This is a genomic window from Pseudomonas sp. TE4620, from assembly GCF_056279045.1.
The window spans coordinates 2471432-2498074 of the sequence record NZ_JBWBQO010000001.1 but is presented as its reverse complement, the minus strand read 5'-3'; the positions used below and the strand labels follow the sequence as shown (position 1 = coordinate 2498074).

Annotated in this window: 17 protein-coding genes; 11 read left to right on the top strand and 6 right to left on the bottom strand. The window is 64.5% G+C overall.

Annotation, left to right across the window (positions count from 1 at the left end; all coding sequences use genetic code 11):
- The first annotated feature begins 7 nt into the window (after positions 1-7).
- A complete protein-coding gene (locus tag ACZ9A3_RS11745; protein WP_476252639.1) occupies positions 8-841 on the top strand; it encodes a serine protease in 834 nt (277 codons plus the stop codon).
- Positions 842-852: 11 nt separating this feature from the next.
- On the opposite strand, the gene ACZ9A3_RS11740 is transcribed toward ACZ9A3_RS11745, so the two are convergent.
- The 3 genes from ACZ9A3_RS11740 to ACZ9A3_RS11730 all read right to left on the bottom strand — a co-directional run bounded on the left by ACZ9A3_RS11740 (position 853) and on the right by ACZ9A3_RS11730 (position 3867).
- On the bottom strand, positions 853-1407 hold the full coding sequence (locus ACZ9A3_RS11740) for a YdeI/OmpD-associated family protein (RefSeq protein ID WP_213604284.1): 555 nt from the start codon (positions 1405-1407) through the stop codon (positions 853-855).
- A 100-nt stretch (positions 1408-1507) separates the two neighbouring features.
- Positions 1508-2734 carry an MFS transporter gene (locus ACZ9A3_RS11735; RefSeq protein ID WP_093382059.1) on the bottom strand — a complete coding sequence of 409 codons (1227 nt, stop codon included), beginning with the start codon at positions 2732-2734 and terminating at the stop codon, positions 1508-1510.
- 218 nt (positions 2735-2952) lie between these two features.
- Positions 2953-3867 (bottom strand): LysR family transcriptional regulator, encoded by a 915-nt coding sequence (locus ACZ9A3_RS11730; protein WP_093382064.1) that lies wholly within the window; start codon positions 3865-3867, stop codon positions 2953-2955.
- A 199-nt stretch (positions 3868-4066) separates the two neighbouring features.
- Between ACZ9A3_RS11730 and ACZ9A3_RS11725 the strand changes: the two genes are divergently transcribed.
- The 9 genes from ACZ9A3_RS11725 (at position 4067) to pgm (ending at position 18830) form a co-directional block, all read left to right on the top strand.
- A complete protein-coding gene (locus tag ACZ9A3_RS11725) occupies positions 4067-5092 on the top strand; it encodes a zinc-dependent alcohol dehydrogenase family protein (protein ID WP_093382068.1) in 1026 nt (341 codons plus the stop codon).
- Between the two features lie 1062 nt (positions 5093-6154).
- Entirely contained in the window at positions 6155-7648 is a 1494-nt protein-coding gene (locus ACZ9A3_RS11720) for a hypothetical protein (protein ID WP_476252638.1), read from the top strand.
- The gene (locus ACZ9A3_RS11715; protein WP_258593675.1) at positions 7648-9051 is read left to right on the top strand and encodes an aminotransferase-like domain-containing protein; all 1404 of its coding nucleotides are present in this window, start codon (positions 7648-7650) and stop codon (positions 9049-9051) included. Before ACZ9A3_RS11720 ends, ACZ9A3_RS11715 begins: the two co-directional genes overlap by 1 nt.
- A gap of 39 nt (positions 9052-9090) precedes the next feature.
- Positions 9091-9603 carry a sigma-70 family RNA polymerase sigma factor gene (locus ACZ9A3_RS11710; RefSeq protein WP_123566563.1) on the top strand — a complete coding sequence of 171 codons (513 nt, stop codon included), beginning with the start codon at positions 9091-9093 and terminating at the stop codon, positions 9601-9603.
- Positions 9603-10568, top strand: a complete 966-nt coding sequence (locus ACZ9A3_RS11705; protein WP_476252637.1) for a FecR domain-containing protein — start codon at positions 9603-9605, stop codon at positions 10566-10568. The genes ACZ9A3_RS11710 and ACZ9A3_RS11705 overlap by 1 nt, the downstream gene beginning before the upstream one ends.
- A gap of 105 nt (positions 10569-10673) precedes the next feature.
- Entirely contained in the window at positions 10674-13103 is a 2430-nt protein-coding gene (locus ACZ9A3_RS11700) for a TonB-dependent siderophore receptor (protein ID WP_476252636.1), read from the top strand.
- 92 nt (positions 13104-13195) lie between these two features.
- Positions 13196-14839 (top strand): VRR-NUC domain-containing protein, encoded by a 1644-nt coding sequence (locus ACZ9A3_RS11695; RefSeq protein WP_476252635.1) that lies wholly within the window; start codon positions 13196-13198, stop codon positions 14837-14839.
- Positions 14836-17097, top strand: a complete 2262-nt coding sequence (locus tag ACZ9A3_RS11690; RefSeq protein ID WP_476252634.1) for an ATP-dependent DNA helicase — start codon at positions 14836-14838, stop codon at positions 17095-17097. The genes ACZ9A3_RS11695 and ACZ9A3_RS11690 overlap by 4 nt, the downstream gene beginning before the upstream one ends.
- Before the next feature lie 95 nt (positions 17098-17192).
- Positions 17193-18830, top strand: coding sequence for a phosphoglucomutase (alpha-D-glucose-1,6-bisphosphate-dependent) (gene pgm, locus ACZ9A3_RS11685; protein WP_045198183.1), 1638 nt, complete (start codon positions 17193-17195; stop codon positions 18828-18830).
- Between the two features lie 87 nt (positions 18831-18917).
- Here pgm and ACZ9A3_RS11680 read toward each other — a convergent pair whose 3' ends face one another.
- On the bottom strand, positions 18918-19616 hold the full coding sequence (locus tag ACZ9A3_RS11680) for a pirin family protein (RefSeq protein WP_093382094.1): 699 nt from the start codon (positions 19614-19616) through the stop codon (positions 18918-18920).
- A 189-nt stretch (positions 19617-19805) separates the two neighbouring features.
- On the opposite strand from ACZ9A3_RS11680, the gene ACZ9A3_RS11675 reads away from it, so the two are divergent.
- A complete protein-coding gene (locus tag ACZ9A3_RS11675; protein ID WP_093382099.1) occupies positions 19806-22310 on the top strand; it encodes a UvrD-helicase domain-containing protein in 2505 nt (834 codons plus the stop codon).
- Here ACZ9A3_RS11675 and ACZ9A3_RS11670 read toward each other — a convergent pair.
- Positions 22307-25366 carry an efflux RND transporter permease subunit gene (locus tag ACZ9A3_RS11670; protein WP_476252633.1) on the bottom strand — a complete coding sequence of 1020 codons (3060 nt, stop codon included), beginning with the start codon at positions 25364-25366 and terminating at the stop codon, positions 22307-22309. The genes ACZ9A3_RS11675 and ACZ9A3_RS11670 overlap by 4 nt on opposite strands.
- A gap of 5 nt (positions 25367-25371) precedes the next feature.
- Positions 25372-26475, bottom strand: a complete 1104-nt coding sequence (locus ACZ9A3_RS11665) for an efflux RND transporter periplasmic adaptor subunit (protein ID WP_476252632.1) — start codon at positions 26473-26475, stop codon at positions 25372-25374.
- Between the last annotated feature and the right edge of the window lie 168 nt (positions 26476-26643).

Here is a 26643-nt window from a genome sequence, read left to right as displayed (position 1 = left end):
GTGGGCCGTGATTGCCGTTGTCGCACTGGCGACGGTTGGCTATGGCAACACATCGGCAGGAGCGTTGAAACAGATCAGCGACGAATTAAAAGCCTGGATAGAAAAATACGCTGAGCCGACGATCTATAACGGTAAGCCGGTCAAAATTGAGTTTTCGCCCTGGCAGGTTGCGCTGCTGCAGTTTGGTGCAGCCGATACCAGGTCTGCAGTCGTCTGTGGTGGGGTGTCGATTGATTCGGTTTGGGTATTAACAGCTGCACACTGCTTTTTCGATCCGACCACAAAAAGTAGAAAGCCGGATTCGAAGTTTTATGTGGGGTACAACGCTGACGACCTTACAAAAGCTGTTGCGAAGGTCAAGATAAAGAGAGTGGTGGTGAATGAGAAGTATGATCCCAGGGGGAAAGAATCTGATGTGGCATTAGTTCGCTTGGACACACCCATACCGGTGCGAGGATTTATGCGCTTGCCCAGTCAGGCAGAGGCGACGGCCCTGATCAAGCCGGGGACGCGCCTAACGACCACCGGCTGGGGCTTGACCGAGGCTGGCGTTAAATCAAATCTGCTGTTGGAAGTTGAGGTGCCGGTTGTAGGCTTTAGTGATTGCAGCAAGCATTACAACGCTACATTACCGGCAAATGCTATTTGTGCGGGAGAACAGGGTAAAGATGCGTGCTCGTGGGACAGTGGTGGGCCACTTTTCAAGCGGGCTGAAGATGGGCAGTCAGTCCAGATTGGAATTGTCAGCTACGGCAATGTGTGTGGACGCGAGTCGCCGGGGGTTTATACGCCTGTAGCTGCGCATCTCGACTGGATTGCGAAAACACGTTCTGCAAAATGATTGACCACGCACTATGCGCTGTCTGCCTCGGGCGCACGCAACGCCTTGCTGTAGTAGCCGGACGAATCGAAACAGCACACCTGCTTCTTGCCGGATGCAAGCATATCGCAGGCATCGCTTATGCGTTTTGCCCGGGTCTTGAGTTGCTTGGCTGACGTGATCCAGTGGATCCAGTCGACGCGTGCGAGGGTGGTCGTACTGTTCCAGACTTCACGCGCCTCGCCAGCGCTGGCCAGGGCCTGCTGAAAGTCGGCCGGGATGTCGGGCTCGGGCTCCTTCTTCACCGGGGTCAGCTCCAGTGTAACGACATCCCCCACGGCCGCGCCTGCGGCTTCGAGCAAGGCGCTGTCTACCTGCAGCCAATGGCTCAGTTGGCCATCGGGCTCAAGCGTTGCCTGGAAAGGCTGCCCGTTGATGGTGCCGTCAACGCTGGTCCGGCCGCGCCTGGGAAGCTGTTCGCTTGCCTCTCTTGGCAGGACGACGAACGCCCACGAGGCATCGTCGCCAGGCTTTGCCGGGCGCAGAAGCTTTGCTTTGAAGCGGGATTTAGCAGCGATTGTTGTCATTGCCACGCCTTCCTATCCACTCACTGTCGCGTTTGAACGCGACAGTGAGAATAGATTCAGTACAGAAGGTCTAGCTATTGGCCACGGGTCTGTCCAGCGGCTAGGCGGGTTGGGCTGCCAGGCGATTGCTGACGTTACGCCCCAGCACCAGCACCGTGACGAAACCGCAGCCCACCAGGGCCGTGGCCAGGCTCAGCAGCACCGAGCTGCCCAGCTGGTCGACGATCTGCCCGCCGAAGAACGAGCCCAGCGCGATGATCACCTGGAACATGGCGACAAACAGGGGCATGCCGCGTTCGACATCCTTGGGTGCGACCACAAACATCCAGATGCTGGCACAGGCCGGGAAGGCGCCGAAGGCGAAGCCCCAGAGCGCGATCAGCAGCGCTGCGCCGGTCATGCCGGTGGCGAAGTAGGGGAACAGCGCGGTGCTGATGGCGATCATCAGGGCGACCAGCATCAGGGTGTGACGCACGCTGCGGTTGGCGGCGAAACCGGCAAAGATATTGCCCGCCACCCCGGCCACACCATACAGCAGCAACAGTGAGCCAATGGTCGGTCCATCGAAGCCGGCACTCTGTTTGAAGAACGGTGCGACGTAGGTGTAGGCGGCAAAATGCGCCAGGCCAATCAGCAATACCGCAATCAAGCCAACCCGGGCCTGTGGATTGATAAACAGGGCCGGCAGGTCACTGATGCGAATGGCCTTGTCGGGATTGAGCCGCGGCAGCAGGAAGACCTGCGCCAGCAGCACCGGCACGCCGACCAGCGCAGTGACCAGGAAGGTCATGCGCCACCCCATCAAGCCACTCAGCCAGGTGCCGACGGGCACGCCCAGCACGGTGGCCAGGGTCACACCGACCATGATGATCGAAGTGGCCTGGGCCACGCCCACGCCCTTGGGCGCCAGGCGGCCGCTGAGGGCAATGGCCGTCGCCCAGAAACCGCCAATACTCACGCCTAGCAGAACGCGGCCGAACAGCAGCAGACTGAAGTCGCTGGCGTAGGCCACCACAGCGTTGGCGATGATCATGATCAGCGTCAGGCCGATCAGCAGATAACGCCGGTCCAGCGCGCCAATGCCCACCGACAGCAAGGGCGCGGCGAGGGCGGCCATTATACCGGGCAGGGTAACCATCAGCCCGGCCTGGCCGGCACTGATGCCCAGGTCGCTGGCGACATCGTTGAGCACGCCCACCGGCAGAAACTCACTGGTTACCAGGGCGAAGGCACCCACGGCGACCGAGAGAATCGCCAGCCACTGCTGCTTGACGCTCTGTTGATTATGTTCGGGAAGGCCGTGACGGCCTTGGCTTGCGCTTGGCATGGTGCGGGGTTCCAAGGGGGGATATCGCCTGGGGCAGGCGAGGGGAGCGGGGGAAATCTGCAGGCGATTATAGGGGGTGGTTGTGGCAAGCAGACAGCTGGGGTACTCGATAGTAATCATCAGTGTGATTGATGAGGGCGTCGTTCAGGCAAGGCTTGGCCTTGTACTCACTCGGGTTGCGAGTGCGTTGAACAGTTGGCGCAGGTTCTGAAGTGCTTTCAGAGGCTGTCCGGATCGCCGAAGAACATTTGAATCCGCGACCGCAACCACCGCTCCCCCGGATCATTGTCCTGCGACCCGCGCCAGGCCATGTGCAGTTCGAAGGTCTGCACCTCGAGCGGCGGGTCTTCGGCGCGCAGGCCGCCGGCGGCGGTCAGCACTTCGGCGGTGTAGTCGGGGACGGTGGCGATGATGTCGGTGCCGGTCAGCAGGCTGCCCAGGCCGTTGAATTGCGGTACGGCAAGGACTACGTGGCGCTTGCGCCCGACCTTTTCCAGGGTTTCGTCCATGAACCCGCCCAAGTCGCCGGCAAACGACACCAGGGCGTGGGGGCGGGCGCAGAAGTCGTCGAGGCTCAGGCTCCCGGGCATGCTGTCGGCACGCAGGACCTTGGGCTTGCTGCGCCGCAGCACCTTGCGCTTGGCGTTGGCCGGCAGGTCGTTGGTCCAGCTCACGCCGACCGAGATTTCTCCCGAGGCCAGCAGCGCCGGCATCAGCAGGTAGTTGACCCGGCGCACCACCAGGACGATGCCCGGGGCTTCGGCGCGTACGCGCTTGAGCAGTTGCGGCAGCAGGGCGAATTCGGCATCGTCCGACAGGCCGATGCGAAACACCGCGGTGCTGGTCGCCGGGTCAAAATCCGCTGCGCGGCTGACTGCGGTGGAGATCGAGTCCAGCGCCGGCGACAGCAGGGCGAAGATCTCCACCGCCCGCGCCGAGGGTTCCATGCTGCGCCCGGTGCGCACGAACAACGGGTCGTCGAACAGGTTGCGCAGGCGCGACAGGGCGGCGCTGATGGCCGGCTGGCCGAGGAAGAGTTTTTCCGCCGCGCGGGTCACGCTACGCTCGTGCATCAGGGTCTCGAAGACGATCAGCAGGTTCAGGTCGACGCGGCGCAAGTCGTTACGGTTCATCGGCTCGGCTTCACAAGGCGGATGGGGCAGGGGTGAATCTTACGGGTAAAGGCTGCTACCCTGCACCGCATAATTTGATGGACGCTGCATTACCATCAATCAATGACAAGCATGTTGACTATTAATGGCCACTGATGGTCTAACCGTCAAAGCCCGGATAGAGTTCAGGGCATTAGAGGTTCAATTGGCGAGGTTTGCGATGTCCCGCATGATCCGTTTCCACAAGTTCGGCCCGGCCGAGGTGCTCAAGATCGAAGAGCAGGCCCCGGCGCAACCGGCGGCTGGCGAGGTGCAGATTCGCGTTGAAGCGATCGGCATCAGCTGGTACGACGTGCTCTGGCGGCAGAACCTGGCGCCGTCCCAGGCGCGCCTGCCTGCCGGTATCGGACACGAGATGGCGGGTGTGGTTACAGCCGTGGGCGAAGGTGTCGATGACCTGGCGGTCGGCGACAAGGTTGCCAGCTTTCCGGCCAGCAGTGCCAACGAGCATCCGGTGTACGGCGAAGTCATCGTCATGCCGCGCAATGCCCTGACCCGTTATCCCGAGATTCTCTCGCCGGTCGAGGCCAGCGTGCACTACACGCCACTGCTGATCGCCTACTTTGCCTTCGTCGACCTGGCGCGGGCCAAGGCCGGGCAAACCGCGCTGATTACCGACGCCAGCCACTGCGCCGGCCCGGCCTTCGTGCAACTGGGCAAGGCCCTGGGCCTTAAGGTGTTTGCCGCGACCAAAGAGGCCGAGCAGCGCGACTACCTGATCAAGCTCGGCGCCGACAAGGTGATCGTCACCGAAGAGCAGGACCTGCTCATGCAGATCAACAAGTACACCGACAACCGCGGTGTCGATATGGTCCTCGACGGCCTTGGCGGGCCGCAGATGGCCTTGCTCGGTGATGCCCTGGCACCGCGTGGCAGCCTGGTGCTGTATGGCCTGCAAGGCGGCAACCAGACGCCGTTCCCGGCCTGTGCGGCGTTCCAGAAGAACATCCAGTTCTTCGTGCATTGCATCGGCAACTTCACCGGCAAGCCGGAGCTTGGCATCAGCCAGGACCAGGTGGCGCTGCAGCGTGCCCTGCGCGATATCAACCAGTTCACCGCCGACAAGCTGCTGACGCCGCTGATCATCAAGACCTACCCGTTCGAGAAGGTGGTCGAGGCGCACCGCTACATGGACGAATGCCCTTGCGGTGGCCGGCTGGTGCTGGACTTGTCGCAGGCGGAGTAAAATCTGCGCGACACTTGGCCTGAACAAGCCCGAGCATTGACTCGGGCTTTTTTGTGGTTTTTCACGCACTCCTGGGTTTGGGCGCGAGTTTATCCATTCGTTGTGGCGCTGCTGCTGGCCCCTTCCGCCTTTACGGCGGCCTACTTTTCTCTTGGGAAAAGGTAGGCAAAACCGCCTGCTCCTGCATACGGCCCTACGCTGCGCTTCGGGTCCCCTCGCTACGGCACCTTCCGGGGCATCGCGGCCTACGACTTGCTTCGCAAGTCTACATCTCGCGTCTTCGGCTGCCGCCGAAGGTGCTGCGCACCGCCCCTACAGGCACCTACGCTCGGCCTCCTGAAGTCGCCTTTCGCGGCGCCTGGAAGTACGTGCATGAAGATCAAGACCAAAACCAAAACCAAGCAAGTCGTTCCTAGCTTTGGCTTCAGTATGACCGCGCCAGAATCTGCTTTCGCAGATACGTCAGTGCAGGCTCCGCCCGTAACTTCGCGACTTCAGGAGGCTGAACGTAGGTGTCTGGAAGGGGCCGGCAGCGGCGCCACATCAAATGGATATGCCCGCAGCCGTAGCCTCAACATCCGATCCCAAGGACCATAAACCCGGAAATCCGTGAAGAACCTTTTTTGTGGGTATTTCCCAGGGTTGTTTAGGATGTTTCCGAGGTAACTTTGCCTGCTGACGCTTGCCTGCTTGCGCTATGTTTGTGCAATAGGAAAAAGCACAGGCAGCCTGTCTGATTGTCGGTATTGTCGAAGATGAATCTGAATGGTTTTTTTACCGTGATCTGTATCTTTTATTCGCGGGGCAACGCCCGATAATAGTTCTTCAATAGTCGTCTCACGGAGCGAGGCATGATGGGTCGTAAGCCAGGGGTTAAAGGCGCTGTGCTGCCGGGCTGGGGGAGGGAAGAACGATGGTGAGCAAGAGCTTCTGAAGTTATTTCCGTAGGAAGTTGTAGGAAGTTTCTGAGGATAAACTTATTTATCCTTCTTTGCTGATTGAAAGTTCTTCGATGGAATCTTTTTCTTTCAGGTGGCCGTTTATTGAAATCGGGTAGGCGTTATGAGCAGCATTCACGATCAAGCCATGCAGTATATCTACCAGCAAGTATTGGCGCGCTTGCTGGAGCATTTGTCCCAGGCCCAGCGGGCCTCTTTGCAGTTATTGATTCAACGCTTGATTGTCGCGGCGGGCGGCGCCGAGCGCATCAACGGCTTCCGGCTGATGTTCGCCCATGATGGCAGCCAGAATGCCAGCCATGCACTGGCCTGCCTGCGCGCGGCGCAACTGAGCATTGCCGCGCGCTCGCCGGGCACCTTCGAGCTGCGTATCGCCGTGGTGCGCCAGGCCGGCATGAGTACTACGGCCTTGAACAATATCGAGCAGGGCTTCTCGGCGCTGTTTCTGCACGATGATCCGCGGGTCGAGCTGCTGATGCTCGATGACCAGCAGTTGCTGCCATTCGACCGCCGCCACGCTATTTCCCAGAGCCAGCAACTGGCCGAGCGTCACGAATTGCTGTTGTTCGGGCATTTGCTCGCTGGCGGGCCACGGGCCGGTTTCGGTAGCCATGGCACCCTGCGCCTTGCCGAGCTGTGCCGCCAGGCCATCGGCTGGCGTGGCGGTGTCGATGCCATCATCACCGCCCAGCCGCTGCCTGAGCGCAGGCGCCTGCTGGCCTGGAGCCGCCGCGCCCTGCGCGAGGAAGACCTGCTGTGCATCCGGCCGATACACAGTTGTGCCACGTCGCTGTGCGAGGGCATGAGCGAGTTGCGCCAGCGTTACCTGCAGCAGCTGTACGGCCAGGCCCGGTCCATGGCTACCGGGCCCAACGGCGATTACTGTGCGCCGGCGATGCGCTTCATCATCATCGATGACCTGGTGCATGACCCCGACCTGCCGTATGACGAGCGCCTGAACCGCTTTCTGGGCTGTCGCTTCGACGAGCAGTATTTTGCCTGCGCGCAGGCGGGCACCGCCAACCCGCTGTTGCTGGCGCACCTGAGCGGGCTGCACGGGCAGTTCATCGAAGACAGCGACTACCGCGAAGGCGTCGATGCCTACCTGCGCCAGGCGCGCCAGCGCATGCAGCGCAAGGGCCTGCCGCGCACGTTGCAGGTGCGCCTGCTGGGCCGCTGGCAGCACGCCGAGCAGTTACAGCAACGCCGTAGCCAGGCCAGCGACTTCGCCTTGCAGGCCTACGGCTTGAGCGAAGCGCAGCTGGTCTGCCAGTTGTTTGCGCCGTTTGTTTCCCGGGGCCTGCGCCTTGAGGTGTTTTTGCGCCGCTGTCACCCCGGCATGCTGGTGGCCTTGCCTTACCTGCACAAGGCCCTGCAACGATTGCCGGCGCCGGAGCCGGTGGTGCAGTGGATGGTCGACATCAGTGGCCTGGACCTGCCACTGCTGCAGATGCTCTATCTGCGTGAACCGGAAAGCTGGGCCCGGCCGCGTTCGTTGCTGGCGCGAATCCAGGGCCGCGGCGCCGACCTGCGCCACCTGCGCGTGCAGCCGCCGTCCTGGGCCTGGCTCAAGGCAGAGCAGCCAGGCCGGTACTGATGAAAGCCCCGCACAGTAGCGAGTTCGCCTACCGGGCGGTGTATCGCTACCTGGTTGAGCTGATCGAGCAGATGGCGCCGGGCAGCTACAGCCGGATGCCGTCGTTGCGCGACCTGGCCCAGCGCCTGAACGTGTCGATTTCGACGGTCCAGTACGCCTATTCGCTGCTTGAGCACGAAGGGCGGGTGCAGCCGGTGCCCAAGTCGGGCTACTACGCCAGGGGGCCGGCCCTTGAGCCGGCACGGCCCAGCGCTGGCGATCTGCTCCAGGATTTGCAGCAGCACGCCAACTCGGCGCGCATGCTGGTGCTAAGCGGCGGCCAGGAGCAGGCGCCGCAGTCACTGGAGGCAACCTTGCTGGGCATCGAGCGCCAGTTGCTGCGCCAGTACCCGCGCCTGGGCGGCGCCCCCCAGCCCTGTGGCGAGCTGGAACTGCGCACCGCCCTGGCGGCGCGCTATACCCGCTCGGCGCAGTTGTACTGGAGCGCCGAGGATGTCTACCTGGCGCTGGACCTGCGCTCGTTGCTGGAGACCACCCTGGCCGCCCTTGAGCTGCACAACAGCGCCGTGGTGGTGACCACGCCCTGTTCCTGGCGTTTGCTGCGGGTGTTTCAGGCGGCGCGGATACGGGTGCTCGAAGTGCCCTTGCAGGCCGACGGCGGCCTTGATCTCGAGCGCTTTGCCCGGCTGCTGCGCGAGGAGCCGGTGCGCCTGGCGATGCTGGCCTCGCGCCTGAGTCTGCCCCATGGCAGCATCATGCCCGAGGCCGCGCGCCAGGCCGTGGCCAGGTTGCTCAACCAGCACGGCGTGTGGCTGCTGGAAAACGACCTGGACAGCGAACTGTGCCTCAGCCCAGGCTCTGGCGCTGACCTGCGCGAACTGGTCGACCCGCAGCGCCTGCTGGTGTTCTCGTCGCTGGAGCGCAGCGTTGGCGCCGAAGCGCCTTACGCCTTCCTGCTGTCGCGCCAGTGGCACGGGCCCTTGCTGCGCCAGTTCCTGCTGCGCGGGTTTCGCCTGCCGCCGTTGCGCCAGCAAGCCGTGGCCAGGCTGTACAGCAAGGGCCGTGTCGATGTGCACCTGGAGCAACTGCGGGCGCGTCTGCACGAGCGCCTGGGCCTCCTGTACCGGCAGATGCAGCTGTACCTGGGCTCGCAGCTGGAGTTCCAGATGCCCGCCGGCGGTGGCTGCATCTGGGCCCGGGTATGCGCCCCGGTAGAGACCCGGCCGTTGTTCCATCGCCTGCTGCAGCAGGGCCTGGTGATTGCCCCGGGCGAGCTGTTCAGCCTGCAGGGCGATTTTCGCCAGCACCTGCGCCTGGGCTGGCCAGCCGGGCCGCAAGGGGACTTGCCCTACGGCTTGAGTGTGCTCAGTGATGAGTTGCGGCGCAGCAACGGTTTAAATTAGTATTGAAAATCGTTATCAATTACAAAAAACCGCCACCCCATGAGCGATGCGCTGCCTTCTGCCGACTCCCACCTGCGTACTGTCGAGGCGCTGTACAGTGGCCATCACGGCTGGCTGTACGCCAGGCTGCGCAAGCGCCTGGGCAATGCGCTGGATGCGGCAGACCTGGCGCAGGATACCTTCACCCGCATCCTCGCTTCGAAGGTGGCGGTGTTCGACAACCCGCGGGCGTACCTGAATTGCGTCGCTGGCGGCATTCTCGCCAACTGGTGCCAGCGCAAATCGCTGGAGCGCGCCTACCTGACGGCGCTGGCGCAACTGCCGGTGCCCGAGGCGCCGTCCCCTGAGCAGCGCCTGCTGGTGCTCGAGACCCTGCACGAAATCGATGCCATGCTCGATGCCCTGCCGGCGGTGGTCCGGCGCACCTTTTTGCTGTCGCAACTGAACGGCATGAAGTACGCCGAGATTGCCGAACAGCTCGGCGTTTCGCTGATCAGCGTCAAACGCTACATGAAACAGGCCTTCTTGCAGTGCCTGACGCTGGTGGAGTGATGACGTCAACCGCGATTGACCCGCAAGCGCTCGATGAAGCGGCGCAATGGCTGATGTGCCTGAGCGAAGGCGAGGCCTCTGAGGCTGAGCAGGCGGCGTGGGCGGCCTGGCGCACCAGCAGCGTCGAACGTGAGCGCGCCTGGCAGCGCGCCGAATTGTTGCTGGGCAAACTCGGCGGCTTGCCGCCGGCGCTGGCCATGTCGGCGCTCGATCGCCCGGCAGACCCGCGCCGGCGCGCCGCCATCGCCCGCCTGGCGTTGATGCTCGCGGCAGTGCCAGCCGCCTGGGCCGGCTGGAAGGTCAGCGACGAGCAAGCGTGGATGGCCGACTACCGTTCTGCGCTGGGCGAGTGCCGCGAGTTGACCCTGGCCGACGGCACCCGGGTGTTCCTCAACACCGACTCGGCCATCGATGTGCGCTATGACGCGCAGCAGCGCTTCATCCAGTTGCGGCGTGGCGAAATCCTCGTGCACACCGCCACCGACCGCCAGCAGCCGCCACGGCCGTTGCGGGTTGGCACCCGCGAAGGCCGCATGCAAGCGCTGGGCACGCGGTTTTGCGTGCGCGAGCAGGGCGGGCGGACTTACCTGGCGGTGCTCGAAGGGGCCGTCCGCATCGAACCGGCCAATGCACGCCCTGGCGCGGTGCAGGTTGTCCGCGCCGGAGAAAAGACCGACTTCGATGCCCGCAGCAGCCGTGCACCACAGACGGTCGACGCCAGCATCAGCGCCTGGACCCAGGGCATGCTGCTTGCCGACCGCATGCGCCTGGAAGATTTTGCCGCTGAGCTTGGCCGTTATCGGCGCGGTTTCATCCGCTGCGACCCGCAGATCGCCGACCTGCGCGTATCGGGCGCGTTCCCGCTCAACGACAGCCAGCGCAGCTTGAACATGCTGGCAGCGACTTACCCGCTGGCGGTCAAGGCGCACCTGAACGGCTATTGGCTGTTGCTCACGCCGGCCTAAGTCAGGCGCAGGAAAATAAACCTGGCTGGCGCTGATACTTTTTTGCGTTTCGACTGGCAAGGGGAGTGCACACCTCATTTATCCAGTCCAAAGGATCCCTCAGTCATGTCTGTTGCAAGTCGCCCTCGCGCTCAACGTCCCCTGGCCCTGGCCGTGCGTAGCGCCATGCTCGGTCTTACCCTGGTCGCAGGCAGTGGCGCCTCGTGGCTTGCCGCCGCGCAGCCACTGGATACCGTCGCCGCCCAGGCCTACGACATTGCGCCAGGGCCGCTGGGGCGCGTGCTGTCGAGCTTTGCCATGGCCTCTGGTATGGCCTTGTCGTTCGAACCGGCACTGACCGAAGGGCAGCACAGCCAGGGCCTGCGCGGCAGCTACACAGCGCACGACGGCGCGGCGCGGCTGTTGGCCGGCAGCGGCCTGCAATTGCTTGAACGCGCCGACGGCAGTTTCACCCTCGCCAGGCTGCCTGCCGGCGCCGACGGCCTGACTCTGGACGCCACCACCATCGAGGCCACCAGTACCCGTGCCGGCGGCCTGCCCGAGGCCTATGCCGGTGGCCAGGTGGCCCGTGGCGGGCGCGTGGGCATGCTCGGCAACAAGGACGTGATGGACACGCCGTTCAGCGTCACCAGCTACACCGCCAAGACCCTGGCCGACCTGCAGACGGTCACCGTCGCCGATGCCCTGGAACGCGACCCGTCGGTGCGCTCGACCGGGCAGACCGGCGGGATCGTCGACTCGTTCTTCATTCGCGGCTTTGCTGTGGGCGAAGGCAACCTGGGTGAGCTGGCCTTCGACGGCGTGTATGGCGTGGCGCCCAACTACCGGGTGTTCACCGAATACGCCGAACGGGTCGAGGTACTCAAGGGGCCCGGGGCGCTGATGTATGGCATTTCCCCCAATAGCGGCGTCGGCGGGGTGATCAACATCGTGCCCAAGCGCCCGCTGGCCGAAGACCTGACCCGTTTTACCGCCAGCTACAGTTCCGACACCCAGGTAGGCGGGCACCTGGACATCAGCCGCCGCTTCGGTAGCGAGAAAGCGTGGGGCGTGCGTTTCAACGGCAGTGTCGCCCAGGGCGATACGGCCATTGACGATCAGCAACGCGCCCTGGATATCGGCGCCATTGCCCTGGATTACCAGGGCGAGCGCTTGCGCCTGAACCTTGACTTCATCAGCCAGAAAGAAAAATGGGACGCCTCCTCGCGACCCTTTACCGTGGCTCCAGGCATCGACGTACCGTCGGCGCCGAACGGGCGCAGCAACCTGCCGCAGGACTGGGGCTGGTCCAATACCCGCGAGCAATCGGCACTGCTCGGCGGCGAGTATGACCTGAACGACTCCGTCACGGTGTTTGCCCACGCAGGCGGCGGCAAGGCGGACGTCAAGCGGATGTCTGACCAGGTACCGCGAATCCTCAACGAGGCGGGCGACACCAGCAACATTCCCGGCTACTACAAGTTCAACGTCGACCGTTCGACGGCGGACGTGGGCATGCGCGCGCTGTTCGACACCGGCCCGGTCACCCATACGGCCACGCTGATGGCGACCCGTTATCAGGACGAATTGTCCCGGGGCATCAACAACGGCAGCGAAATCCTCTCCAACATCTACCACCCGATCGATGTGCCCAAGCAGTACATCAGTGCGCCGAAGGTGCTGCGCATCTCCGAGTCGGAACTCTCCGGCGTGGCGTTGACCGACACCTTGTCGGTGCTCGAAGACCGCCTGCAACTGACCCTGGGTGTGCGTCGCCAGGAAATCGAGTCGCGCAACTACAGCGCCACCGGGGTAGTGAGCTCACGCTACAAGGACAGCGCCACCACGCCGGTGGTCGGCCTGGTGGTCAAGCCCTGGGACGACGTCTCGTTCTACTACAACTACGTCGAAGGCCTGAGCAAGGGCGATATCGCCCCGGCCACGGCGGCCAACGCCGGTGAGGCCTTTGCGCCCTACGAGTCAAAGCAGCATGAACTGGGGGTCAAGTACGAGCACGGCACCTTCATGACCACCCTGGCGCTGTTCCAGATCGAGAAACCCAGTGGCGAACTGGCAAGCGGCAATGTCTTCGCGGTGCAGGCAGAGCAGCGCAACCGCGGGATCGAGCTGAGCATGTTCGGTGAAGTTGCGCCTGGCACCCGCTTGCTCGGCGGGGTGACGCTGCTCGACGGCGAGCTGACCGACTCGGCCACCGCTGCTAACCGGGGCAATGAGCCGGTGGGGGTGCCGGATGTCCAGGCCAACCTCTGGGCCGAGTGGGACACCCCCTGGGCCGAGGGCTTCACCCTGACCGGCGGGGCGATCTACACCGGTAGCCAGTACATCAACCAGGCCAATACCCAGGAGCTGGACGCCTGGACCCGCGTTGATGCCGGTGCCCGCTACAGCACCCGCATCGACGGGCGCCCGACCACCTTCCGGGCCACGCTGCAGAACGTCTTCGACCGTGAGTACTGGTCGGGGGTAGCCTCTTATGGCGCCATCTCGCCGGGCTATCCGCGAACCTTGCAGCTGTCGGCGACGGTGGACTTCTGATGCCCTAGGCAGCGCGTTGGTCGCCCGCGGGTTGCCAGAGGGCGGCGTCTGTATGTATAACCAGTACTCCAGCCGCCAGCCCGTACCGCGCCGTGATCGCCCATTCCGTCGACGACCCGTTCTACTACCTGCACAACTTCCAGCAAGTGCTCGACTGGATCGAGCTGCGCTATGCCGACCTGCTCGACGACCAGGAGCACGCCTTCATCAGCCAGTTCCGCCAGCAGCCGCAGGCGGCCCGGGCCTTGCTGGTGCGCATGGTGATGCGCAAGGGTCAGCTGTTTCGCCCGAGCAAGCTCGACTACGCCGAGATCGGCTCGACCCAGGCTGCCCTGGCGCCATTGCTGGCCCTGGGCTGGGTAGTCGATGACGGCGTGCTGAGCCTTGAGCAGCTGTTCCAGCTGCTGCGCAAGGACGAGTTGGCCCAGGGCTTTGCCGACCGGCTCGAACGGCCACGGGCAGCCAAGGGCGAACTGCTGGCCCAGTTGCAGGCCCTTGAGCTGCCGCCGCAGCCGTTGCAGCAATGGCTGCCGGGCTTTGCCGAGCCGATCATCGAGCTACGCCTGCAGGCCTTGTGCGACCGTCTGCGCCTGCTGTTCTTCGGCAACCTGTACCAGGACTGGTCGGAGTTCGTGCTGGCCGACCTGGGCCTGCTGCGCTACGAGCAGGTGGCCTTCAGCGCCGACTCGCGGGCCTTGCGCCAGCGCAGCGACATCGATGTGGCGCTGGCCTTGCACCAGTGCGCCGAGCTGCTGGAGCAGGGCGTGGCGCTTGAGCAGGTGGTCGGGCACATCGAGTGCCTGGACAGCGATAACCCCTGGCTGCTGCGCCGTCGCTCGCGCTTGCTGTATCAACTCGGCCAGCACAGTGAGCGCCTCGGTGACTGGCCGCTGGCCCTGCGCATCTACCCGCGCAGCCAGCATCCGCAGGCGCGCATCCGTCATGTGCGGGTACTGGAGCGTAGCGAGCAGTGGGCGCAGGCGTTCGAACTGGCCTCGCAGATCGCCCGGCAACCGGCCAACAGCCTTGAGGTCCAGGCCCTGGCGCGGATGCTGCCGCGTTTGCAGCGCAAGCTGGGCGGGCCGCCGCAGCCACGGCGGGCCAAGCCCCAGGTCAGCCTGGTCGAGCTGCAACTGCCGGCCGAACTGGCGGCGCTGGGCGTCGAGCAGGCCGTGCAGTTGCACCTGGGGCAGGGCGGCGGGCAGGTGCATTACGTCGAGAACAGCCTGTTCAACAGCCTGTTCGGCCTGTTGTGCTGGGAGGCGATCTTCGCGCCGTTGCCGGGGGCGTTCTTCCACCCGTTCCAGAGCGCCCCGCAGGACTTGCACGACGCCGAGTTCCATGGCCGGCGCAGCGAGCTGTTCGCCCGCTGCCTGGGGCAACTGGACGACGGCAGTTACCGGCAGACCATTCGCCGTCATTTTGTCAGCAAGCAGGGGCTGCAATCGCCTTTTGTCTATTGGCAGGTGCTCAGCGAAGAGTTGCTCGAACAGGCGCTGATCTGCCTGCCCCCGGCACACCTGAAAAGCTGTTTCGAGCGCCTGCTCGAAGACATCCAGGCCAACCGTTCGGGCATGCCTGATTTGATCCAGTTCTGGCCCGAGCAGCAACGCTACCGCATGGTCGAGGTCAAGGGCCCGGGTGACCGCCTGCAGGACAGCCAGCTGCGCTGGATCGAATTCTGCGCCGGGCACGGCCTGCCGGTGGAAGTCTGCCACGTGCACTGGGCGCCATGAGCTACAGCGTGGCGGTGCGGGCGTTGTGCGAGTTTACCGCCAAGATCGGCGACCTCGACCTGCGCTTCACCCCGTCGCCCACGGCCCAGGAGGGCATCAGCGGCCACCGGCGGGTGGTGGCCGGGCGCGGCGAGGGCTACGAGGCCGAGGTCAGCCTCGAAGGCCAGTATGCGGCCTTGCAGGTGCGCGGCCGCGCCGACGGCTACGACTCGCGGCTCAACCGCCTCGAAGAAATCAAGACCTATCGCGGCGACCTGGCGCGCCAGCCCGACAACCATCGCCAGTTGCACTGGGCTCAGGCCCGGGTCTACGGCTGGTTGTTGTGCCAGCAGCGCCAGTTGCCGGCATTGCGCCTGGCGCTGGTGTACCTGAATGTCGACAACGATGAACAGACCCTGGTCGAAGAGCAGCGCAGTGCCCAGGAGCTTGAACAGTTCTTCAACGCCCAGTGTGCGATCTTCCTGCACTGGGCCGAGCAGCAGTTGCAGCGCCAGGCCTTGCGCAATCAGGGCCTGCAGGCCCTGGCATTCCCCCACGGGCAGTTTCGCCATGGCCAGCGTGAACTGGCCGAAACCGTTTACAAGGCGGTCAGCACCGGCCGCTGCCTGATGGCTCAGGCCACCACCGGCATCGGCAAGACCTTGGGCACGCTGTTTCCGCTGCTCAAGGCCATGGTCCCGCAGCAACTGGACAAAATCCTGTTCCTCAGCGCCAAGACCCCTGGCCGCGCCCTGGGGCTGGAGGCGCTGCGCCAGGTGATGGCCAGCGGCACCCAGCCGGCCCTGCGCAGCCTGGAGCTGGTGGCCCGCGACAAGTCCTGCGAATACCCCGGCACGGCTTGCCATGGTGATGCCTGCCCGTTGGCCAAGGGCTTCTACGACCGCCTGCCAGCGGCGCGCCAGGCCGCCCAGGCCGTGGCGGTGCTGGACAAAGCCGCCCTGCGTGAGGTGGCCCTGGCCCATCAGGTGTGCCCCTATTACCTGGGCCAGGAGATGGCCCGCTGGGTCGATGTGCTGGTGGCCGACTACAACTATTACTTTGACCAGAGCGCCTTGCTGTTCGGCCTGGCCCAGGCCAACCAGTGGCGTCTGGCACTGCTGGTGGACGAGGCGCACAACCTGGTCGAGCGGGCCCGGCAGATGTACAGCGCAAGCCTCGACCAGGGCCAGTTGCTGACCCTGCGCAAGCTTAAGCCGGCCGGGCTGGGCAGCGCCCTGGAGCGCCTCAATCGCCAGTGGAATGCCCTGCACAAGGCGCAGCTGGCGCCTTACCGGGTGGTCGACGGCCTGCCCGACGCCCTGCTCAAGGCCTTGCAACAGTGCATCGGGCTGATCCAGGAGCAACTCAACCAGACGCCGACCGGTATTGACCCTACGGTGTTACAGTTCTTCTTTCAGGCGCTGCAGTTCAGCCGCGTCAGCGAGTTGTTCGACGAGCACTTCCTGTTCGATATCAGCAAGCGCCCGGGCCCGGGCAAGCGCGCCTTGTCGACCCTGTGCCTGCGCAACGTGGTGCCGGCGACGCTGATTGGCCCGCGGCTTACTGCAGCGCGCAGTGCCACGCTGTTTTCCGCCACCTTGAGCCCGCGCCATTACTACGCCGACCTGCTCGGCATGCCGGCCGATTGCGCCTGGCTCGAGGTCGCCTCACCGTTTGCCGCCGAGCAACTGCAGGTGCGGGTGATCAGCAGCGTCTCGACCCGTTACCAGCACCGCGAGGCGTCGCTGGCGCCAATCGTCGAGCTGATCGCCGAGCAGTATGCCCAGGCGCCGGGCAACTACCTGGCGTTCTTCAGCAGTTTCGACTACCTGCAGCAGGTCTCGTGCCTGTTGGCCGCGCGCTACCCGGCCATCAGCCAATGGAGCCAGGCGCCGGGCATGGACGAGCAGCAGCGCCAGGGTTTTCTTGAGCGTTTTGTTCCCCAGGGCCAGGGCGTCGGCTTTGCCGTGCTCGGCGGCGCCTTTGCCGAAGGCGTCGACCTGCCGGGCACGCGCCTGATCGGCGCCTTTGTCGCCACCCTCGGGCTGCCCCAGGTCAACCCGGTCAACGAACAGATCAAGCAGCGCATGGCCCGGCTGTTCAGCGCAGGCTTCGACTACACCTACCTGTACCCCGGGGTGCAGAAGGTCATCCAGGCGGCCGGCCGGGTGATTCGCGGCAGCGACGACCGTGGCACGCTGTTGCTGATCGATGACCGCTTCGCCGAAGCCCGCGTACAGCGCATGTTTCCGGCCTGGTGGGCGCCTGAGCAGAAATAATCGCCGGCGCGGGGATAGTCACGGTCGCTTGCTGGTCAAACTGCCAGTAAACTGCGTGTTTTCATCACCCTGAACATCCTTTCTTGAGGTTTTGCATGAAGCTCAGTCCTTTGGCGGGCAAACCGGCCCCGGCCTCCGTGCTGGTGGATATCCCGCAACTGTTGACCGCCTACTACACCGGCCAGCCCGATGCCAGCATCGCTACCCAGCGCGTGGCCTTCGGCACCTCCGGGCACCGTGGCAGCTCCCTGGACCTGAGCTTCAACGAAAACCACGTGCTGGCCATCAGTCAGGCCATTTGCCTGTACCGCCAGACCAAGGGCATCGACGGTCCGCTGTTCATCGGCGCCGACACCCATGCGCTGTCGACCCCGGCAGCAGCCAGCGCCCTGCAGGTACTGGCGGCCAACGGCGTTGAGGTGATGTTGTCCAAGGACGACGAGTACACCCCGACCCCGGCGGTGTCCCACGCCATCATCTGCTACAACCGCGGGCGCAGTAGCGGCCTTGCCGACGGCATTGTCATTACCCCGTCGCACAACCCGCCGCAAAGCGGTGGCTTCAAGTACAACCCGCCCAACGGCGGCCCGGCCGACAGCGATGTCACCAAGTGGATCGAGGCCAAGGCCAACGACCTGCTGGCAGCGGGCCTCGACGGCGTCAAGCGCATGGCCCATGAGCAGGCGCTGGCGGCCAGCACCACCCACCGTCATGACTATGTCGCCAGCTACGTCGCCGACCTGGAAAACGTCATCGACTTCGACGTGATCCGCGGCGCCAACCTGCGCCTGGGCGTCGACCCGCTGGGCGGGGCAGGGGTGCGCTACTGGTCGGCGATTGCCGAGCACTACAAGCTCAACCTGGAAGTGGTCAACACCGAGGTCGACCCGACTTTCCGCTTCATGTCGGTCGACTGGGACGGGCAGATCCGCATGGACCCATCCTCGCCGTACGCCATGCAAGGCCTGATCGGCCTGCGCGAGCGCTTCGACGTGGCCTTTGCCTGCGACCCGGACCACGACCGCCACGGCATCGTTACCAAAAATGGCCTGCTCGCCCCGAACAACTACCTGGCGGTGGCCATCGACTACCTGTTCCAGCACCGTCCCCAGTGGCGCAGCGACGCCGCCGTGGGCAAGACCGTGGTCAGCAGCGGCCTGATTGACCGCGTCACCGCGCGCTTGGGCCGTCGCCTGTTCGAGGTGCCGGTGGGCTTCAAGTTCTTTGCCGACGGCCTGTTCGATGGCTCCCTGGGCTTTGGTGGCGAGGAGAGCGCTGGCGCCTCGTTCCTGCGCAAGGACGGCAGCGTCTGGACCACCGACAAGGACGGCCTGATCCCGGCCTTGCTGGCGGCGGAAATCACCGCGCGCACCGGCCGCGACCCGAGCCAGGCCTATGCCGAGCTTACCGCTGCGCTGGGCGAGCCGTTTGCCACCCGCGTCGAGGCCAAGGCCAACCCGCAGCAAAAGGCCCTGCTGAGCAAACTGGCACCGGAGCAGGTCAAGTCGACCATGCTCGCCGGCGAGCCGATCGAGCAGATCCTCAGCCATGCGCCGGGCAACAACCAGGCCATTGGCGGCCTCAAGGTGATGACTGCCAACGGCTGGTTCGCCGCGCGGCCGTCGGGTACCGAGGACATCTACAAGATCTACGCCGAAAGCTTCATCGATCAAGCGCACCTGCAGCGCCTGGTGGCCGAAGCCCAGGAACTGGTGGACGCGGCGATTGCCTGACCGCTAACAGCATCGCGGGTCAAGCCCGCTCCTACAGATGGGTGTAGGAGCGGCGGTGCGGCGATCCGACTTGACCCGCGATGGCCCTCACGCGATATCAACCAGCACTATCTCGCTGTCCTGCACCGCCATCACCCTGAGCACCTGCTCATCCTCGATCGCCAGCCCGTCACGGGCTTCGACGCTCACGCCGTTGACTTCAACCAGGCCCTTGGCCGGCACCAGGTAGCCTCGACGCCCGGCTTCGAAGCGGTATTCGGCGCTTTCCCCGGCGCGCAAGGTCGCCGCCACCAGGCGTGCATCGGCACGAATCTGCAGCGCCTGCTCATCGCCTTCACGGCCGCTGGCCAGGGTCACGAAGCCTTCGCCGCGCTCGCCTTTGGGGAACGGCCGGGTGCCCCAGGACGGCGCCTGGCCGACGCGCTGCGGGATGATCCAGATCTGGAAGATGCGCGCATCGACCTGCTCCAGGTTGTACTCGCTGTGGGTGATGCCGGTGCCGGCACTCATCACCTGCACGTCACCGGCTTCGGTACGGCCCTTGTTGCCCAGGTTGTCCTGGTGGCTGATGGCGCCTTCACGTACATAAGTGATGATTTCCATGTCGCGGTGCGGGTGCGGCGGGAAGCCGCTGCCGGCGGCGATCAGGTCGTCGTTCCAGACCCGCAGGGTACCCCAGTGCATGCGCGCCGGGTCGTGGTACTCGGCGAACGAGAAGTGGTGATGGGCGTCGAGCCAACCATGGTTGGCATGGCCAAGGCTCTTGAACGGGCGCAGTTGCAGCATGATGGTTGTCCTCGAAAGTGAGTGGATGGGACATATGATCCATCAAGAAATGATCGAAAATAAGCGTAAATTTCGGCTGATGATAATCATGTTTGTCGATATATAGAGCTGCGGTAATTTGTACGCTTCATCGCCTAATTCACTGATCTACAAGTAATCGGCTGGTGATTTTTGCCCGATGGAGCGAACATGGCCGCTGGTTTTCATTCTGTTGGAGTCGGTGTGTCTGAAGAGCGTCCCAAGCTACCCCTGGAGTTGATTGCGCCGGCGCAGTTGCCTTGGCTGCGGCGCCTCGCTGCGCGCCTGCTGGGTCGAGGCCTGAGCCGTTTGCAGGCGCAGCACCGCGACTCCTGGTTCCAGGGCCATGCCAATGGTCAGCGCACCGGTCACGCCGATGGCTTGCGCGAAGGCTACGAAGAAGGGCGGATTGATGGCTACGAAGCCGGGCGCCAGGTTTTGGTGATCCGTGACACCCGCCCCGACGGCCATGGCGTGCCCGGGCTCGACGACGCCCTGTTCGACGACTGGCGCCTGGCGCTGACTGCCGAGCTCAAGAAGCGCTTCAAGGCCGACGTCGCCCAGCGCCTGCCAGCCCACGCCCAGCCGAGCGCGGCGCAGTGGAAGATGATCTTCAGCGACACGCCGTCGACCTGCGTTATCGCCGGTGCCGGCGCCGGCAAGTCGACTTCGCTGGTACTGCGCATCCTGCTGTTGCGCCATTACCTGGGCTACGAGCTGGACGCCATGACCGTGGTGACCTTCACCCGCGAATCGCGCAAGGACTTCATCAACCGCCTGGTCCAGGTCTTTGCCCTGTGGCAACTGGAACTCAGCCAGGTGCAGGCGCGCGAGCTGGTGCGCACCTTCCATTCGCGTATCCTGCCGCTGGTGCGCAGCCTGCCGGGTTTCAGCCAGGTGCGCGCGTTCGAGACCCTGGGCAGCGAAATGCCCGGCGGCAGCGAAGCCAATGCTGACAGCAACCCGTTCGACCTGCGTATCAACGATGCCCAACGCCAGCAACTCAACCTCTGTTACCGCGACCTGCTGGGCAGCAGCCCGCGCTTTGCCGAGCTGATCGCCGGCCTGCGCCGCGAGGCCCTGCAGCTCAAGGCGCTGGACCGCGACCACCCCGATGTGCAAAAGCGTGTGGCGGTGACCCAGCTGTCGGCCAGCCGCGATGAAGAGCTGTGCGACACCCTCGAAGACCTGTGGTTTGCTGCCGGTGCCTGGCCGATCAAGGGCATCGAGCCGAGCCGCGAAACCGTCGAAATCAACGGTAGCCGCTTTCATTTCCATGGCCATATCGCTGAGCTGGACGCCTACGTAGTGCTCGGTTTCGACCCCAAGGAAAACCAGCAGTACAAGCGCCCCGGGGCCAAGCTGCCGGTGTGGGCGGAGTGGGTGATCAAGCGCACCCTGTTTCAAGCTTTCTGCGATAAGCCTGTGATTTGGCTGGAAAACTACGCTGCGGCCAAGCGCCTGACATCGTCCCTGGCCGGTGATGCCGTGGCCGGGCCGGGCTTTGATTACAAGGTCAAGGGCGAGCTGGGCGCAGCGCCGCTGCTGGATGCCTTTGTTGGCGCTGCCGGCTTTATCGAGAACCTCGGGCTTGAGGTCAACAAGGCGGTCGGTGCCATGAGCTTCCCGGCCGGCGACACCGACGCCCTGTTCTTTGAAGCCCTGGGCCTGTACTGGAAAGCCCTGGAGGCGCACCTGCTGGGCCAGTCGCCGCCGATCATGAGCTACAACCGCATGTTCGCCCTGTTCGGCGAGAACAACCCGCAGAACCTGCAGCTGTTGCCCGACCCGCTGTTGCGGCCGTTGGCACACCTGATGATCGACGAGTTCCAGGACGTCTCGCCGCAGATCGTGTCCTGGCTGCGCGCCTGCCTGCGCGAGATCCGCCGCCGTGGCCCGGCCATGCAGGTCGGGCGGGTGGCGCAGCATTCGTCGCTCTTGTGCGTGGGTGATGACTGGCAGTCGATCTACGGCTGGCGTGGCAGTTCGCCCAAGTACTTCATGGAGTTTGCCAAGGAGTTCCCAGCGCCGAGCAGCACGCGGGTGATGCTCGCCGACAACTACCGCAGCCACCAGCACATCATCGATGCGGCCGAGCATATCGTCAAATCGGCGCCGGCCATCAGCGGCAAGAAGGCCAGGGCTTGCGGCCCGGCGGCCGAGACGCCGCTGCCGGTCAAGGTGCTCGAGCGCGACGAGGCGAGCCTGGCCGAAACCCTGCTGGAGCACTACCGCAACGGCGAATCGGTCATGCTGCTGTACCGCAAGAGCAGCGACAAGGCGGCGATTGCCGAGCACCTGCAGGCACTGGTCAACCACGAAGCCGGTTTGCCGGCGGCGCAACGGCGCCTGCGCCAGCTGACCTATCACAGCGCCAAGGGCCTGCAGGCCGACGCGGTGTTCATGCTCGGCGACTGCCAGCACCTGACCCATTCGCCGTACAAGAACCAGGTCTATCGTCAGGCGGGCCTGGGCCGCAGCGGCGATGCCCAGGCGTTCGACAACGCGCAAAAGGACGAAGTCCTGCGCCTGGCCTACGTGGCCATTACCCGCGCGGCGAAACACTGCTACTGGTATGTCGAGAAGCCCACGGCAGAGGCGGCCAACCTGCCTCGCGCCTCCAGCCAGGTGGATGGGCGCAAGGCCTTTTTTGCCGACGAGCGCGTGCCTGGCTAGGGCCGCTTGACCCGGCACCAGGCGGCGTACAGCGCCGGCAGGAACAACAGGGTGAGGGCGGTGGCGACGATCAGGCCGCCCATGATGGCCACCGCCATGGGCCCGAAGAAAATGCTGCGCGACAGCGGAATCATCGCCAGCACCGCCGCCAGGGCGGTCAGCACGATGGGCCGAAAGCGCCGTACCGTGGCCTCGATGATCGCCTGCCAGCGGTCCATGCCGGCCTTGATGTCCTGTTCGATCTGATCGACCAGGATCACCGAGTTGCGCATGATCATGCCCGACAGGGCGATGGTGCCCAGCAGCGCGACAAAGCCGAACGGCTGCTGGAACATCAGCAGAAACAGGGTGACGCCGATCAGTCCCAGCGGGGCGGTGAGGAACACCATGATCGAGCGCGAGAAACTGCGCAACTGGACCATCAACAGGGTCAGCACCACCACCACGAACAGCGGCAGGCCAGCCTTCACCGACTGCTGGCCGCGCGCCGAGTTCTCTACCGTGCCGCCGACTTCCAGCAGGTAGCCGTCAGGCAGGCTGGCGCGGATCGGCTCCAGGGTCGGCTGGATCTGCTTGACCAGGCTCACCGGTTGCTGGTCGCCCTGGATATCGGCGCGAATGGTCACTGTCGGCAGGCGGTTGCGGTGCCAGATCACCCCCTCTTCAAAGCCGTATTCAAGAATCGCGATCTGCGCCAGGCTGACGCTATGGCCCTGGGCGGTCGGCATCGACAGGCTGGACAGTTGCGACAGTTGCTGGCGCTCCTGCTCGCTGCCGCGCACAAGAATCTCGATCAGTTCGTTGTCTTCGCGGTACTGGCTGACCGCAGCGCCGGTCAGCGAACCCTGGAGGAACCGCGACAGGTCGGCGGTGCTGGCCCCCAGCGCCCGGGCGCGGTCCTGGTCGATGTTCAAGCGCACCACCTTGCTTGGCTCTTCCCAGTCGAGGTGGACGTTGAGCACATGGGGGTTCTCGCGAATTTTGTCGGCCACCTGGCGGGCCAGGGCGCGGACCTCCTGAATGTGTTCACCCGATACCCGAAACTGCACCGGGTAGCCCACCGGCGGCCCGTTCTCCAGGCGTGAGACCCGTGTGCGCAGGGCCGGGAATTGTTCATTGAGGGTCGCGACCAGCCACTGGCGCAGCGCTTCGCGGTCTTCGATGGTTTTCGCCAGCACCACGAACTGGGCAAAGCTTGCCGCCGCCAGTTGCTGGTCCAGGGGCAGATAGAAGCGCGGCGAACCGGTGCCGACATAGGCCACGTAGTTGTCGATGCCGTCATGCTCGGCCAGCAGGCGCTCCAGGCGATGGACCTGTTGTTCGGTCGCGGTCAGCGATGCACCCTCGGCCAGCTTGATATCTACCATCAGCTCCAGGCGCCCCGAGGCCGGGAAGAACTGCTGCGGGACGAAGCGAAACAGCAGGATCGAGGCGACGAACAACCCCAGGGTCAAGGCGATCACGGTTTTGCGATGGTCCACGCACCAGGCCACCAGTGCCCGCACCCGGCGGTAGAAGGGCGTGTCGTAAGTGGCCTGGGCGCCGTGCGCCTGGGCTTGCGCGGCGGTGTGGCTGCGCTGTGGTAGCAGCCGTGCGCCCAGGTAGGGGACGAACACCACCGCGGCGATCCACGACATCAACAGTGCCAGGGTCACCACCTGGAAGATCGAGCGGGTGTATTCGCCGGTGTCCGACTGCGCGGTGGCAATCGGCAGAAAACCTGCGGCGGTGATCAGGGTGCCGGTGAGCATCGGAAAGGCCGTGCTGGTCCAGGCGTAACTGGCCGCGGCCAATCGGTCGAGGCCTTGCTCCATCTTGATCGCCATCATTTCCACGGCAATGATCGCGTCGTCGACCATCAATCCCAGCGCCAGCACCAGTGCCCCCAGGGAGATCTTGTGCAGGCCGATGCCCAGGTAGTACATGGCGGTAAAGGTCATGGCCAGCACTAACGGGATCGACAGGGCCACGACCAGGCCGGTGCGCAGCCCCAGCGACAGGAAGCTGACCACCAGCACGATCACCAGGGCTTCGCTCAGCACCCGGACAAACTCGCCGACGCCGGTCTTTACCGCCGCCGGCTGGTCAGAGACCTTGTGCAGTTGCATGCCCGCCGGCAAGTGCTGCTGCAGGCGGGCAAACTCGCCTTGCAGAGCCTGGCCGAGGACCAGGATGTCGCCGCCGGCCTTCATCGACACGGCAAGACCGATCGCCGGTTCGCCCATGAAGCGCATGCGCGGCGCCGGCGGGTCGTTGAAGCCGCGCTTGACCTCGGCAACGTCACCCAGGCGAAAGGTATTGCCGGCCACCTGCAGGGGGAAGTTACGGATCTGCTCGACGGTCTCGAAGCGCCCGCTGACCCGCAATTGCACGCGGTCGGTCGGGGTCTCGACGAAACCGCTGGCGGCCACCGCGTTCTGTTCCTCAAGGGCCTGGCGCACCGCGCCGAGGCTCAGGCCGAGGTTGACCAGCTTGGTGTTCAACAGCTCGATCCAGATCTTTTCATCCTGCAGGCCCAGCAGCTCGACCTTGCCGACGTCCTTGACCCGTTGCAGCTGCAACTGGATGCGGTCGGCGTAGTCTTTGAGCACGGCATAGTCGTAGCCCTGGCCGGTCAAGGCATAGATGTTGCCGAAGGTGGTACCGAATTCATCGTTGAAGAACGGCCCGAGCGTGCCCTGGGGCAGGGTGTGGCGGATATCGCTGACCTTCTTGCGGACCTGGTACCACAGCTCGGGCAGTTTCGCCGAGTTCAGGGTCTGGCTGGCGGTGAAGATCACCTGCGATTCCCCCGGGCGCGAGAACGAGGTGATGCGTTCATACTCGCCGGTTTCCATCAGCTTCTTCTCGATCCGCTCGGTGACCTGGCGCGCCACCTCTTCGGCGCTCGCCCCGGGCCACAGGGTACGGATGACCATGGCCTTGAAGGTGAAGGGCGGGTCTTCGCTCTGGCCCAGCTTGGTGTAGGCCAGGGCGCCGGTCACGGCCATCAGCAACATCACATAGAGGACGATCTGGCGATTGCGCAGCGCCCAGGCAGACAGGTTGAAATTCATCCGGGCTACTCCTTGCCGGCCAAGGCAACCTGACGGTTCTGGTTATCGACCGGCTGGACCTTCTGCCCCTCGCGCAGCACCTGAACCCCGGCGCTGACCACCCAGTCGTCCGGCGCCAGCCCCTGCAGCACCGCGACCTGCTGTTCGCCAAAGCTGCCGATGCTGACGAAGGCACGGCGCAGGGTCGATTGCTGCGGGTCGACCACCCACACAAACGGCCGGTTGGCTTCGGCGCTGAGCGCCGACAGCGGCACTGCCAGGGTCGCGCTGGCTTCATGGGCGATAAACACTCGCGCGCTTTGCCCCAGCTCCGCCGGCACGGCGTTGTCGGTGAAGGTCACCCGGGCGGCAAAGGTCCGTGAGCGCGGGTCGGCCGACGGTGACATCTCGCGGATCTGGCCTTTGAAGCGCCGTTGCGGTTGCGACCACAGCTCGATGGATACCGGCTGGCCAATGCGAAAGCGCTCGAAGGCTTGCTCCGGCAAGTTGATCAGCACTTCACGCTCGCCGTCGGCGGCCAGGCTGAACACCGTGCGCCCGGCGCTGACCACCTGCCCGACTTCAAGCATGCGCCGGGCGATCACCCCGCTCTGGGTGGCGCGCAGCACGGCATAGTCGGCCTGGTTGCGGGCACTGTTGAATTGCGCGGTGGCCTGCCTGAGCTGGGCTTCGCCTGCGCGGTAGGCGTTGTCGACATTCTCGAATTGTGAATGGCTGACCATGTTGCGCTGCAGCAGCCGCTGATAGCGATCACGCTCGGCCTGCACCAGGCGCAGGTTGGCCTGGGCGGCGGCCACCTGGGCGCGGCGGGCGTCGAGCTGAAAATGCAGGTCTTGCGGGTCGAGTTGCGCCAGTGGCTGGCCCTCGCGAACCTTCTGGCCAACCTCGACCAGGCGCTTGCTGACCTTGCCATCGATGCGAAAGGCCAGCTCCGGCTCGAAGCGTGCGCGCACTTCCCCCGGGTAGGCATCGGCCAAGTCGGTCGCCGCCTGCGGATGGACAATCAGCACCGCAAGGGGAGGGGGCGAAGGCGGGGCAGGGGCGTCACAGGCCGCGAGCAGAGCAATGAGGCTGACAGGCAATACCATAGACAACACGGGGCTGTGCATGCGGATAAACCTTCCCTGGGCGTTGTAATTGTTATGGGCAGCGAAAAGATCCTAGGTCTGCTACCCCCCAGCGTCCAGTAATGAAATGTAAATCCGGGCAACGCTGAAACTGCAATTTCAATGGGAAAATAGCGTGACCGTTTGGTCACTGTAAGACCGATAGTTATT